The sequence below is a fragment of the Microbacterium sp. K35 genome (assembly GCF_004794375.1).
GTDB classification, from domain to species: domain Bacteria; phylum Actinomycetota; class Actinomycetes; order Actinomycetales; family Microbacteriaceae; genus Microbacterium; species Microbacterium sufflavum.
Window position 1 is genome coordinate 1 of record NZ_SSDM01000131.1, and the last position, 12,590, is coordinate 12,590.

Sequence of the window (12,590 nt, forward strand, 5' to 3'; positions counted from 1 at the left end):
CGACTCGTCGATAGAAGCGTCAGGCGGGGCACCTCCGCCGTGGCGCCCGCGTCTGCGGGGACGATGACCTGCTGCGACGCCGCGATGTCGACGCCCTCGGAGCGCACGACCAGATCCCCGACCGGGGCCCGGCGCGACAGGATCGCGAGCGCGATGGGGCCCTCCTCGTGGTGTCGCGCGACCGAGGTGATGTGCCCCACCTCGTCGTCGCCCGCGAAGACCGGAGCGCCGGGCTCGGGGAGCACTGCGTCGCTGCCGTCGAGGTGCAGCGCGGCGAGCCGCCGAGGCGGATGACCGAGGTTGTGCACCTTCGACACGGTCTCCTGCCCGCGGTAGCAGCCCTTGTCGAGGTGCACCGCGCTGCGCAGCCAGTCGGACTCGTGCGGCAGCGACCGCTCATCGACCTCGGACGCCCACCGCGGTCGCCACGCGGCGATGCGCAGAGCCTCCGCGGCCAGCAGTCCGGCGACCTCGCCGTCGTCGAGGGTCGCGGCGAGCGCGGGCACGCTGCCGCTCGGGACGATGGCGATGCGCCAGGCCAGCTCGGCCCCGGGGTGCTCGGTGGTCGCGGCGTACTGATACCCGCCCGCGCCGACGCGCTGCCAGGGGTCCGCCCACACGAGGGCGCCGTCGACGGCGCGGATCCGCTCGGATGCGGCGCCCCCGTCGACGAAGCCCACCAGCGCCACGTCGTCGCGCACCTCGACCGTGGCCTGGGTGCGGAACTTCATGCGGGTGAGCCAGCCCGCCAGTGCCTCCGCGTCGGCCGCATCGACGATGAGCCAGGTCGCGGAGCCGTCGTCGACGACACCGGCGGCGTGCTCCACCCGCCCCTGGGGATCGAGCACCAGCAGCTCCGTGCTCTCGCCCGGCGCGAGTCGCCCGACGGCCTGCGACGTGATGGAGTCGAGCCAGCCGAGACGCTCGGGGCCCGCCACTTCGATGACGGCGCGGTCGTCCAGCGGGACCAGCGCCTCGCCCGCCGCCAGCCAGCGCTGCTCACGGAAGGGATCGCCGAAGTGCGCCACGCCCCCGTCGCCGAGGACGGCCCCGTTCCGCTCGTCGAACCCGCCCATGCCTGCTCGCCCCTCTCCGTTCACACCCGCGCGAGGCGGGCCGAGGCGTGCGCGCGCAGCGGTGTGCCGAGCGCGGCGATGTCCCAGGCCCACAGCAGGTGGCCGTCGACCAGACCGTACATGCGCGAGGCCGAGCCGTACTCCTTCGTCCCCGCTCCGCGCACGATCGCGTCGGACGCCAGGTCGACGCGCGGGCCGTTGATCTCGCCGAGGTAGAACTCGAGCATGCCGTCGGAGCGGGCGATCGAGACCTCGAGCGGGAACGCGCCGTTCGGTCCGCGGAGCTCCTCCACGTCGTCGACCGTGCGGACGACCGGCGCGACGGTCGGCGGCAGCAGCGCGGGGCCCGCATCGGATGCGGCAGCCGGGCGCGCCAGGCGCCAGAAGCCGGACTCGGCGGTCAGGGGAATCGACGCCGACTGGTCTTCGCCGGTGAAGGTGGCGGTCGCGGCGTAGTTGAGGAAGGGGCCACCGTCATGGCTGAAGCTGACGCGGTGGGTGAACTCGCCCTGCAGACGCTCCTCGCCGACCGGGTACTCGATCACGACGGTGCCCTCCCAGACCCCGATCAGCCACGAGAGCGGAACGAGATCGGCGGGAAGGTCGGTCGGGAGCTCGATCACGATCTCGTCAGCGCTGACCGCGGAAGAGGTTGCGCAGCACCACGGCCGACACGAAGACGATCGCCAGGCTCGCGAGGCCCAGGAGGCCGATGAAGAAGATTTCGAGCGCCATGATGTCCATGGATCCACCATACCGCGCCGGATCGGCGTCAGGACGGGATGAGCGCCGCCAGCCCGAACCCGACCGAGATGACCCCCATCAGCAGCAGGGCGCCGGTGACGCTGCTCGCCACGCGGAAGATGAACCCCTGCGTGCGGCCGTACCAGAGCTGCACCGCGAAGGAGATCAGGACGACGGCACCGAACCCGACGAGCATCCAGGGGATGCGCCACTCCTCCGCAGCGAAGATGCCGATCAGGATCGTGCCGACGAAGGCCACCGCCCACACCACGATCACGCCGGTGAAGGCGTTGCGCGGAGCGAGGGCGGGTTCTGACATGTCTCCATTCTTGCGCATCCACGGCCGCTATCATGGCGGCACGGCGTCGAACCCCCCGCCGGTGAGGAGTGCGCGTGGCCCTGGTGCTGGTTCTGACCAACGCTCCCCTCTCGGAGCAGGTGCTTCCCGCGCTGGAGCTGCTCAGCCATCGCACCCGCCAGATCCCGGCCGAACCGGCGCAGCTCGTGAACGCTCCGGAGTACGACGTGGCGGTGGTCGACGGCCGCCACGACCTGGTCGGAGCGAAGTCGCTGTGCCGGCTGCTGCGCGCCACCGGCCAGCAGGCCCCGCTCCTCCTCGTCGTCACGGAGGGCGGCATGAGCGCGCTCTCCGGCGACTGGGGCATCGACGACGTGCTGCTCGCGACGGCCGGCCCCGCCGAGATCGACGCCCGCGTCCGGCTCGCCATCGCCCGCCGCGACGAGGTGTCCGAGCCCGCGCGCGTGCAGGCCTCCGGCGTCACGATCGACGAGCAGTCGTACTCGGCCAAGCTGCACGGCAAGCCCCTCGACCTCACCTACAAGGAGTTCCAGCTCCTGCACTTCCTGGCCACGCACCCGTCGCGAGTGTTCACGCGCGAGCAGCTGCTCAGCGAGGTATGGGGCTACGACTACTTCGGCGGCACCCGCACGGTCGACGTGCACGTGCGACGGCTCAGGGCGAAGCTCGGCGACCAGGAGCAGATCATCGGCACGGTCCGCAACGTCGGGTACCGCTTCAACGTGTACGACGACGAGAGCCTCGTCGGCACGGGGTGACCGGCGTTCACACGCCCGACACCTCCCGGTGCTTAGATGTACCCCATGATCGATCCCGCACTCGCCGACGCCGGCCTCGGTGACGCCGAAGACGACGACTTCGATGCCGTGGAGTCCCCGGACTCGCAACTGCCCGACCACCGGTACCTGGACCGCGAGCTGAGCTGGCTCGCGTTCAACCAGCGTGTGCTCGAGCTCGCCGAGGATCCGACGCTGCCCGAGCTGGAGCGCGCGAACTTCCTGGCGATCTTCGCGAGCAACCTCGACGAGTTCTTCATGGTGCGCGTCGCCGGCCTCAAGCGCCGCATCATGACCGGCCTCGCGGTGCCGACCAACATCGGCCGCTCCCCCGTCGACGCCCTGGCCGACATCTCGCGCGAAGCACACGCGCTGCAGCTGCGGCACGCGGCCGCGTGGACCAACCTGGTGCGTCCCGCCCTCGCCGACTCCGGCATCGAGATCACCGAGTGGTCCGACCTCACCGACGAGGAGCGCAGCGCGCTGTCCGACTATTTCGGCGCGCAGGTCTTCCCCGTGCTCATGCCGCTGGCGGTCGACCCCGCTCACCCGTTCCCCTACATCTCCGGGCTGTCGCTGAACCTCGCGATCCGCATCCGCAACGCCCGCACGGGCCGTCAGGAGTTCGCCCGTCTCAAGGTGCCGCCGATGCTGCCGCGCTTCGTCGAGGTGCCGTCCACCGGCGAGATCAAGCGCTTCCTGCGCCTGGAAGAGCTGATCGCCAACCACCTCGGTGACTTGTTCCCCGGGATGGAGGTGCTCGACCACCACGCGTTCCGCCTCACCCGCAACGAGGACGTGGAGATCGAGGAGGACGAGAGCGAGAATCTCATCCAGGCGCTGGAGGCGGAGCTGCTGCGCCGCCGGTTCGGCCCGCCCATCCGCCTCGAGATCACCGACGACATGGACGACGTCACGATGGACCTGCTCGTGCGCGAGCTCGACATCACCGATCTGGAAGTCTACCGCCTTCCCGGACCGCTCGACCTGCGGGGCCTGTTCGACCTGTCACGCATCGATCGTCCCGACCTGCGCTACCCGCCGCACCTGCCCACGACCGCGGTGGCGTTCCAGCCGGCGGGATCGAGCAACCGGGCCGACATCTTCAAGGCCATCCGCAAGTCCGACGTGCTCGTGCACCACCCCTACGAGTCGTTCACGACCAGCGTGCAGGCCTTCCTGGAGCAGGCGGCGCGAGACCCGCACGTGCTGGCGATCAAGCAGACGCTGTACCGCACCTCGGGCGACAGCCCCGTCGTGCAGGCACTCATCGACGCCGCCGAGGCCGGCAAGCAGGTGCTCGCCCTGGTCGAGGTGAAGGCGCGGTTCGACGAGGCGAACAACATCGTGTGGGCACGCAAGCTGGAGAAGGCCGGCGTGCACGTGGTCTACGGGCTGGTCGGCCTCAAGACGCACTGCAAGCTCGCGCTCGTCATCCGCGAGGAGGACGGCCTGCTGCGGCACTACTCCCACGTCGGCACGGGCAACTACAACCCCAAGACCAGCCGCATCTACGAGGACTTCGGCCTGTTCACCGCCGACGCCCAGGTCGGCAAGGACCTGACCCGGCTGTTCAACGAGCTCAGCGGCTACGCGATCGAGAAGAAGTTCAAGCGCCTCCTGGTCGCGCCGCTGCACCTGCGCAAGGGCCTCATCCGCCTGATCGACGCCGAGCGCCGCAACGCCGAGGCGGGCGTGCCCGCACACATCCGCATCAAGGTGAACTCGATGGTGGACGAGGAGATCATCGACGCCCTGTACCGCGCCAGCGCCGCAGGCGTGAAGGTCGACGTGTGGGTGCGGGGCATCTGCAGCCTGCGCACCGACCTCGAGGGCATCAGCGACAACATCACCGTCCGCAGCATCCTCGGCCGCTACCTGGAGCACTCGCGCATCTTCGCGTTCGAGAACGGCGGCGACCCGCAGGTCTACATCGGCAGCGCCGACATGATGCACCGCAACCTCGACCGTCGCGTCGAGGCGCTCGTGCGCGTGACCGACCCCGCGCACCTCAAGGAGCTCACGGCGTTCTTCGACCTCGCGATGGACGACGGCACGTCGTCGTGGCACCTCGGCGCCGACGGCGTCTGGGAGCGCCACGCCGTGAACGCGGACGGCAGGCCGCTGGTCGACCTGCAGGACAAGACCATGGGCATGATCCAGCGGCGCCGGCGGGCGCGGGCGGTCCGATGACGGCGCGGCAGCTTCAGCTCCCCGAGGACATCGCCCGCTCCAAGTGGGCGGACAAGGCCGTGTACGCCGCGGGTGCCGTGGTGTGGCGCCTGGTCGACGGCAAGCTGCGCATCCTGCTGATCCACCGCACGAAGTACCGCGACGTCACGCTCCCCAAGGGCAAGGTCGACCCCGGTGAGATGCTCGCGGAGACGGCCGTGCGCGAGGTGCACGAGGAGACGGGCATCCGCGTCGCCCTCGGCGTCCCCGTGGGGGTGAGCCGCTACCTGCTCGCCTCACGCAAGCAGAAGGTCGTGCACTACTGGGCGGCCGAGGCGACCGACGAGGCCATCCGGGCGTCGACGTTCGTGCCCAACCGGGAGATCGCCGCGCTCGAGTGGGTCAGCGTCAAGAAGGCCCGCGCCGCGCTCAGCTACCCGGTCGACCACGAGATCCTCGACGCGTTCGCGGCCCTCGTCGACGACGGCGTCCTGCGCACCTTCCCGGTGATCGCGCTCCGGCACGCGAAGGCCCTCCCCCGCTCGGAGTGGGACGGCGCGGACTCCGCGCGGCCGCTCACCGAACGCGGCCGACGCCAGGCCAAGGCGATCGTGGGTCCGCTCCGCGCGTTCGGCGTGCGCAAGCTCATCACGAGCGATGCGGTGCGCTGCGTGCAGACGGTCGCCCCGCTGGCGAAGGCCCTGGACCGCAAGCCGGTGAAGACGGAGAAGATCAGCCAGGACGCGTGGGAGGACGGCACCGCAGACCTCCGCTCGGTCGTCGGACGCCGCATCCGCTCCGGCAAGCCCGCCGTGCTGTGCAGCCACGGCCCCGTGCTGCCCGCCCTGCTCGCCGAGATCGCCCTCGCCACCGGCACCGTGCGCGGCTCGTACGTGACCAGCGCCGCCGATCTGGAGACCGGCGCGTTCTCCGTCGTGCACGTGTCCGCCACGAATCCCGGCTCCGGGATCATCTCGATCGAGACGCACGCGCCGAAGGTCTGACACGTCGGCGGACCCGCGAACGAGGGCGCTCGAGCCCGCGCGGCGCCTGGGATCGCCCCCAGAGCGTCTCCGGTCGTTCACCTGCCGTTCACCTGCGAGGGAGAGTCTCGTTAACCGTCGCCCCTAGCGTCACTGTGTGCCCTGCACCGGGCCCCAACCCTCCACGATCGAAGGATCCACAGTGAAGATCTCCCGAATCGCACGAATCGGCGCCATCGGCGCCGTCGCCGCTCTCGCACTCGCCGGCTGTGCCGCGAACGAAGGCGGCACCGGCGGCTCCACCGACGAGCCCAGCGAGTCCACGCTCTCCGGCACGATCGACGCGACCGGCGCGTCCTCCCAGACCGCAGCCCAGGAGGCCTGGGTCGCCGCGTTCCAGACCGCCAACCCCGACGTGACCGTCAACTACGAGCCCACCGGCTCCGGCACGGGCCGCGAGAACTTCCTCGAGGGCGGCAGCAACTTCATCGGCTCCGACCGCGCGTTCAACGACGAGGAGATCGCCGCCGGCGGCTTCGGCGCCTGCACGACCGACGACATCGTCGAGGTCCCGCTCTACATCTCGCCCGTCGCGGTCGCGTTCAACCTCGAGGGCATCGACACCCTGAACCTCGACGCCGCGACCATCGCGGGCATCTTCGCCGGCACCATCACCAACTGGAACGACGCCGCGATCGCCGCTCTCAACGAGGGCGTCGAGCTGCCCGACCTGGCGATCTCGCCCGTGCACCGCTCCGACCCGTCCGGCACGCAGGAGACCTTCGCGAAGTACCTCAGCGCGACCGCTCCCGACGTGTGGACCTACGAGGTCTCGGACGAGTGGCCGATCCAGGGCGGCGAGGCCGCTCAGGGCACCTCGGGCGTGAAGCAGGCCATCACCGCCGGCAACGGCGCCATCGGCTTCCTCGACGCCTCGCAGGCGGACGGCCTCGGCCAGGTCGCCGTGGGCGTCGGCGAGGAGTTCGTGCCCTACTCGGCCGAGGCCGCAGCGAAGCTCGTCGAGGCCTCGCCGAGGGCCGCGGCGAGGGCGACCTCGTCTTCGACGTCGACCCGGCCTCCGCCGCGGACGGCGCCTACCCGATCGCCCTGGTCAGCTACCTCATCGGCTGCGAGCAGTACGAGGACAGCAACGTCGCGGAGCTCGTGAAGGCCTACTTCACGTACATCGCGAGCGCCGAGGGCCAGGACGCCGCCGCGGAGAACGCCGGCAGCGCCCCGATCTCGGACGGCCTGCGCGAGCAGGTCCAGGCCGCGATCGACCTGATCCAGGTCGGCTGATCCCGCCGATCCGCTGACACGGTGCCCCCGCGTCCCGACACGGACGCGGGGGCTCCGCCGGGTCAGCACCCGATCCATCTCCACCCGGCCCGAAACAGGGAGATCATGAGCACGACCGCGCAGGAGCCCACCACGGCACCGGCACCGACCCCGGCGCCGCCCGCACCGATCAAGGCCAAGCAGCGACTCGGCGACCGGGTGTTCTCCGGCACCGCACTCGGAGCGGGGATCATCATCCTCGTCGTGCTCGCCCTCGTCGCCGCGTTCCTCATCATCCAGAGCCTTCCGGCCTTCCAGCTCGACACCACCGACAACCACATCCTGCGCGGCGAATCCTTCTGGGCCTATGTCTGGCCGCTCGTCTTCGGCACGCTGTGGGCCTCGTTCATCGCCCTGATCATCGCGGCCCCCATCGCCATCGGCATCGCGCTGTTCATCTCGCACTACGCGCACCGCCGACTCGCGGCCGTACTCGGCTACATCATCGACCTGCTCGCGGCCGTGCCGTCCGTGGTCTTCGGCCTGTGGGGCGGACTCGTGCTCGCCCCGCTGCTCCAGCCGATCTACGTCTGGCTGAACGACAACGCCTCCTGGGTGCCCTTCTTCGGCGGTCAGGTCTCCGCCACGGGCAAGACCATCCTCACCGCGGCCCTCGTCCTCGCCGTGATGTGCATCCCGATCATGACCGCCATCTGCCGCGAGGTCTTCCTGCAGACGCCGAAGCTGCACGAGGAGGCCGCCCTGGCCCTCGGCGCCACCCGCTGGGAGATGGTGCGCATGGCCGTGCTGCCCTTCGCCCGCGGCGGCATGGTCTCCGCCGCGATGCTCGCGCTCGGGCGGGCCCTGGGCGAGACCATGGCCGTGACCATGGTGCTCTCCCCCTCGGCGGTCGTGAGCTTCCTGGTGCTCACCGCCACGAACCCCACGCCGATCCCCGCGAACATCGCCCTCGCCTTCCCCGAGGCGCACGGCACGGGCGTCAACACGCTCATCGCGACCGGCCTCATCCTCTTCGTCGTGACCTTCGCGGTCAACGCCGTGGCGCGCTGGATCGTCGCCCGCCGCGCCGAGTTCTCTGGAGCGAACTGACATGACCGTCCTCACCAGCGCTCCCACGACGCCGAGCGCCTCCCTCACCTCCGGCCGCCTCCCGAAGTGGGCGCCGTGGGCCCTGCTCGGCGTCTCGTTCGCGGTCTCCGCGGCCGTGTTCGGCGTCGCCGCCGCGGGGTCGGACACGCCCCTCGCCGACTTCAACATCGCGGGCACCGTGATCGTCGGCATCCTGCTCTACATGGTGATCATCACGGTGATCTCGTCGATCGCCGAGAGCCGCCGCAAGGCCGTGGACCGGCTCATGACGGCCCTCGTCGCCACCGCCTTCCTGATCGCGCTGCTGCCGCTCGTGTCGCTGCTGTGGACCGTGGTGGCGAACGGCATCGAACGCTTCGACGCCGAGTTCTTCAGCTACTCCATGCGCAACGTGGTCGGCGACGGCGGCGGCATCGTGCACGCCATCTGGGGCACCGTGCTGATCACCCTGACGGCCACGATCATCTCGGTCCCGATCGGGCTCATGACCTCGATCTACCTGGTCGAGTACGGGCGCGGGAAGATCGCGAAGGCCATCACGTTCTTCGTCGACGTGATGACGGGCATCCCGTCGATCGTCGCCGGTCTGTTCATCTACGCCGTGTTCGCGCTGCTGCTGCGACCGGGCATCTCGATGGGCTTCATGGGTGCGCTCGCCCTCGCCGTGCTGATGACCCCGGTCGTCGTCCGCGGCAGCGAGGAACTGCTGCGCATCGTCCCGAACGAACTGCGCGAGGCCTCCTACGCGCTGGGCGTACCGAAGTGGCTGACGATCCTCAAGGTCGTGCTGCCCACCTCCATCGCCGGCATCATGACCTCGGTCATGCTCGCGATCTCCCGCGTGATCGGTGAGACCGCCCCGCTGCTGCTGACCGCCGGCTTCACGCAGAGCCTCAACACGAACATCTTCGACGGTCAGATGATGACCCTGCCGGTGTTCGCCTACAACCAGTACATGAACCAGGGCACCAACCCCGACGCCGCGGTCGCGCGCGCCTGGGCCGCCGCCCTCACCCTCATCCTCATCGTCATGGTGCTGAACCTCCTCGCGCGTCTGATCGCGAAGTGGTTCGCCCCGAAACTCTCCGGCCGCTGAGCCCGAACCTCAGAACAGGAAACCCCGTGTCCAAGAGCATCGAAGTCAACGACCTCAACGTCTACTACGGCAACTTCCTCGCCGTCGAAGGCGTCTCCCTCGACATCCAGCCGCGCAGCGTGACGGCGTTCATCGGCCCCTCCGGCTGTGGCAAGTCCACCTTCCTGCGCACACTCAACCGCATGCACGAGGTCATCCCCGGCGCCCGCGTCGAGGGGGAGGTGCTGCTCGACGGCAAGGACCTGTACGGCGCCGGCGTCGACCCGGTGCTCGTGCGCCGCCAGGTGGGCATGGTGTTCCAGCGCCCCAACCCGTTCCCCACGATGTCGATCAAGGAGAACGTGCTCGCGGGCGTCAAGCTCAACAACAGCCGCATGTCCAAGAGCGACCAGGACGACCTGGTCGAGAAGTCGCTCACCGGCGCGAACCTCTGGAACGAGGTCAAGGACCGGCTCGACCGCCCCGGCTCCGGCCTCTCCGGCGGTCAGCAGCAGCGTCTGTGCATCGCCCGCGCGATCGCGGTGTCGCCCGAGGTGCTGCTGATGGACGAGCCGTGCTCGGCGCTCGACCCCATCTCGACGTACGCGATCGAGGAGCTGATCGGCGAACTCAAGAACGAGTTCACGATCGTGATCGTGACCCACAACATGCAGCAGGCGAGCCGTGTCTCGGACAAGACGGCGTTCTTCAACATCGCCGGCACCGGAAAGCCCGGCAAGCTCATCGAGTACGACGACACGACGTCGATCTTCACCACGCCGTCGGTGCAGGCGACGGAGGACTACGTCTCCGGCCGCTTCGGCTGAACCGCCGGTACGACAAGGGCCCGGGTGCGACGGCACCCGGGCCCTTCCGCGTCTGCGGCCTCAGTCGCGCGGCGAGAGCAGGTACGCGTTGAGCTCGTCCGTGAGCGCGGCATCCACCGGCAGCGGCACACCGTCGACCGCGGTGATGGCCGCCGCGAGACGCACGCTCGACACCAGCCACGCCGCATCGGCCCGGGTGAGGTCGCCCGCGGGGATGCGGTCGTAGCCGACCTCGAACCCGCGCGCGCTGAGGTGGTCGTACACGCTGAGCTGTGTGGTGCCGTGCAGGATCCCGCCGTTCGGCGCCGGGGTCGTGAACCGGTCGCCGAAGCGCAGGAGGAGCGAGGCCGTCGGCGCCTCCAGCACGAAGCCGTCGCTCGAGAGGAACACCGCGTCGTCGGCCCCGCGCCGCTTGGCCTCGCGCAGCGCCGCCATGTTCACCGCGTACGACAGGGTCTTGGCGCCCAGCAGCAGCCACGGCGCCCGCTCGGCGGCACCGAGGTCGTACCCGCGGTCGAGCGTGACCACCTTCACGCCGTCGCGGCGCACGGCGGAGAAGTCCGCGGCGGGAGCGGCCGTGACCCAGGCGGTGGGTGTGGGTCCGTGCTCCACGCCGCGACTGAGGATCAGCTTGATGACCGACTCCCCCGCGCCGAGCTGCGCCGCGGCCCGCTGCACCGCCTGCCGCCACTGCTCGAGGTTCGGCTCGGGGAGGTCGCACAGTCGCGCGGAGTGTGCCAGTCGCTCCAGGTGCGGCACGACCTCCTGCGCATGACCGTCGACGACGCCGATCGACTCGAACACGCCGTCCCCCCGCTGGGTGCTCAACTCGCCGACGCTCAGGGCCGGAGCCGTGGCGTCGACCTGCGTGAACGTGCCGGTGTAGTCGTCGCGCTGCTCGTCGGCGGCGACGGGGTCGAGCATGAGGGCGAAGCGTCGGGTCATGCCACGAGCCTAGAACGCCGGGAATACCTGTCGCGCGCTCGCGTTACACTGGAGTGGCCGGGCCGCATAACCCCGGGCTCCAATTTTCGCCGCTGCGAGCGGCCTTCCGCCGAGAGGCGTTCTTGCGGCCCGGTCTTTCTCTGTCCGGGCGCCGGCCGCGGCGCTGTCAGGCCAGCGCGCCCATGCGCCACAGCGCGGCCGAGGCCGAGAGGTCCTGCGCGTACGTGCTCAACCGCAGCGCCCGCGTGGTCAGCTCGCTCGCGCGCTCCGGCTCCGTCCCCTCGTAGTCGTCCGCGGTGTGCGTCGCGCCGGAGGCCTGCACGCGGCAGAACGCCGCCGCCCGGTCGAGCGCCACCGCGAAGTCGCCCCGGAAGGCACCGCGGAGGATCGTGTCGATCAGCGCGACCAGCTCGTCCGGGCTCGCCGGCACCGGGGCACCCGCCACCACGGCGTCGGCGGAGGAAAGCTCGACGCGACCGCGGTCGTACAGGAGCGCGGCGGTGCGCGGGTCGCCGTGGATCGCGAGCTGCAGCACGTACAGGCGCCACAGCGAGCCCGGCAGCGTGCGCGACGGCGCGGTGGACCACAGCTCGGCGATCTCGTCGATGCCGTGCTCCCGCGTGAACGCGATCAGCCGTTCCACGCTCGCGCCGGTCTCGTCCTCGCGCACGCGCGTCAGCAGCGCGGAGGCCGTGGCGTGCGCGACCCTGCTCTCCTCCGCGGGGTCGCTCGACCCCACGATGTTGTCGAACGCGTGGGAGGGGCGGCGCACGGGCCGGTGGTGCTGCTCGGGCATCCCTCCAGGGTACGCCCGCCGCCGCGACTCAGGCCGTGGGGATGACGATGACCGGATCCGTGGTGGGCTGCCCGGACGGCGAGCCGCCCTCCTGCTCCACGGTCACCGCGATCGCGTCACCCGCCCGCATCTCGCCCTCGAGCAGCGCGGTCGCCGCACCGTCCTCCGGGTCGAACACACCGGCCGCGATCGGTTCCTCGCCGCGCACGAACCACAGCTCGTACGTCTTGCCGGCGTCGGTCTCGGGCAGACCGTCCGTCACGAGCACGGCCTTGCCGACCGAGCCCGACCAGTGGGCGGTGGCCGTGGCCCCGCCGTCGAGCTCGACCGTGGCCTGCTGCGCATCGCCCGCGGCCTCGATCTCCTGCAGCGCCACGACGCTGGCGGGACGGGTGAGCTGTGCGTTGAGCGCCACCGCTCCGATGCCGACGCCGACCAGCAGCGCCAGGCACGCGGCGAGCGCGAAGGCCAGGCGGGTCCAGCGGCGCG

12 protein-coding genes and 1 pseudogene are annotated in these 12,590 nt (G+C 70.6%); 7 read left to right on the plus strand and 6 right to left on the minus strand.

Annotation, left to right across the window (positions count from 1 at the left end; genetic code table 11):
* The 3 genes from ygfZ to DW299_RS04060 form a co-directional block, all read right to left on the minus strand.
* Positions 1-1,076: CAF17-like 4Fe-4S cluster assembly/insertion protein YgfZ (gene ygfZ / locus DW299_RS04050; RefSeq protein ID WP_136035805.1), on the minus strand; the 1,076-nt coding region annotated here is incomplete at its 3' end.
* 20 nt (positions 1,077-1,096) lie between these two features.
* Entirely contained in the window at positions 1,097-1,699 is a 603-nt protein-coding gene (locus tag DW299_RS04055; RefSeq protein ID WP_136035807.1) for a nitrobindin family protein, read from the minus strand.
* A gap of 149 nt (positions 1,700-1,848) precedes the next feature.
* Positions 1,849-2,139 (minus strand): hypothetical protein, encoded by a 291-nt coding sequence (locus DW299_RS04060; RefSeq protein ID WP_168387152.1) that lies wholly within the window; start codon positions 2,137-2,139, stop codon positions 1,849-1,851.
* Between the two features lie 74 nt (positions 2,140-2,213).
* Here DW299_RS04060 and DW299_RS04065 point away from each other — a divergent pair, with 74 nt between their 5' ends.
* From DW299_RS04065 to pstB, 7 genes and pseudogenes are all read left to right on the plus strand, one after another.
* Positions 2,214-2,897, plus strand: coding sequence for a winged helix-turn-helix transcriptional regulator (locus DW299_RS04065; protein WP_136031479.1), 684 nt, complete (start codon positions 2,214-2,216; stop codon positions 2,895-2,897).
* A 45-nt stretch (positions 2,898-2,942) separates the two neighbouring features.
* Positions 2,943-5,108, plus strand: a complete 2,166-nt coding sequence (locus tag DW299_RS04070; protein WP_136031477.1) for an RNA degradosome polyphosphate kinase — start codon at positions 2,943-2,945, stop codon at positions 5,106-5,108.
* Positions 5,105-6,091 carry an NUDIX hydrolase gene (locus tag DW299_RS04075; protein ID WP_136035809.1) on the plus strand — a complete coding sequence of 329 codons (987 nt, stop codon included), beginning with the start codon at positions 5,105-5,107 and terminating at the stop codon, positions 6,089-6,091. Before DW299_RS04070 ends, DW299_RS04075 begins: the two co-directional genes overlap by 4 nt.
* A gap of 181 nt (positions 6,092-6,272) precedes the next feature.
* Positions 6,273-7,369, plus strand: a pseudogene (locus DW299_RS04080) (phosphate ABC transporter substrate-binding protein PstS).
* Between the two features lie 105 nt (positions 7,370-7,474).
* Positions 7,475-8,458, plus strand: coding sequence for a phosphate ABC transporter permease subunit PstC (gene pstC / locus DW299_RS04085; protein WP_136031470.1), 984 nt, complete (start codon positions 7,475-7,477; stop codon positions 8,456-8,458).
* Position 8,459: 1 nt separating this feature from the next.
* Positions 8,460-9,554, plus strand: a complete 1,095-nt coding sequence (gene pstA, locus DW299_RS04090) for a phosphate ABC transporter permease PstA (RefSeq protein WP_136031468.1) — start codon at positions 8,460-8,462, stop codon at positions 9,552-9,554.
* A gap of 26 nt (positions 9,555-9,580) precedes the next feature.
* Entirely contained in the window at positions 9,581-10,360 is a 780-nt protein-coding gene (pstB, locus tag DW299_RS04095; protein WP_136031466.1) for a phosphate ABC transporter ATP-binding protein PstB, read from the plus strand.
* 60 nt (positions 10,361-10,420) lie between these two features.
* Here the strand turns inward: pstB and DW299_RS04100 are convergent, their stop codons facing one another.
* The 3 genes from DW299_RS04100 to DW299_RS04110 form a co-directional block, all read right to left on the minus strand.
* Entirely contained in the window at positions 10,421-11,305 is an 885-nt protein-coding gene (locus DW299_RS04100) for an aminodeoxychorismate lyase (protein ID WP_136035811.1), read from the minus strand.
* Between the two features lie 166 nt (positions 11,306-11,471).
* The gene (locus tag DW299_RS04105; RefSeq protein ID WP_136035813.1) at positions 11,472-12,101 is read right to left on the minus strand and encodes a DNA-directed RNA polymerase subunit beta; all 630 of its coding nucleotides are present in this window, start codon (positions 12,099-12,101) and stop codon (positions 11,472-11,474) included.
* A gap of 28 nt (positions 12,102-12,129) precedes the next feature.
* Positions 12,130-12,590: anti-sigma factor (locus DW299_RS04110; protein ID WP_136035814.1), on the minus strand; the 461-nt coding region annotated here is incomplete at its 5' end.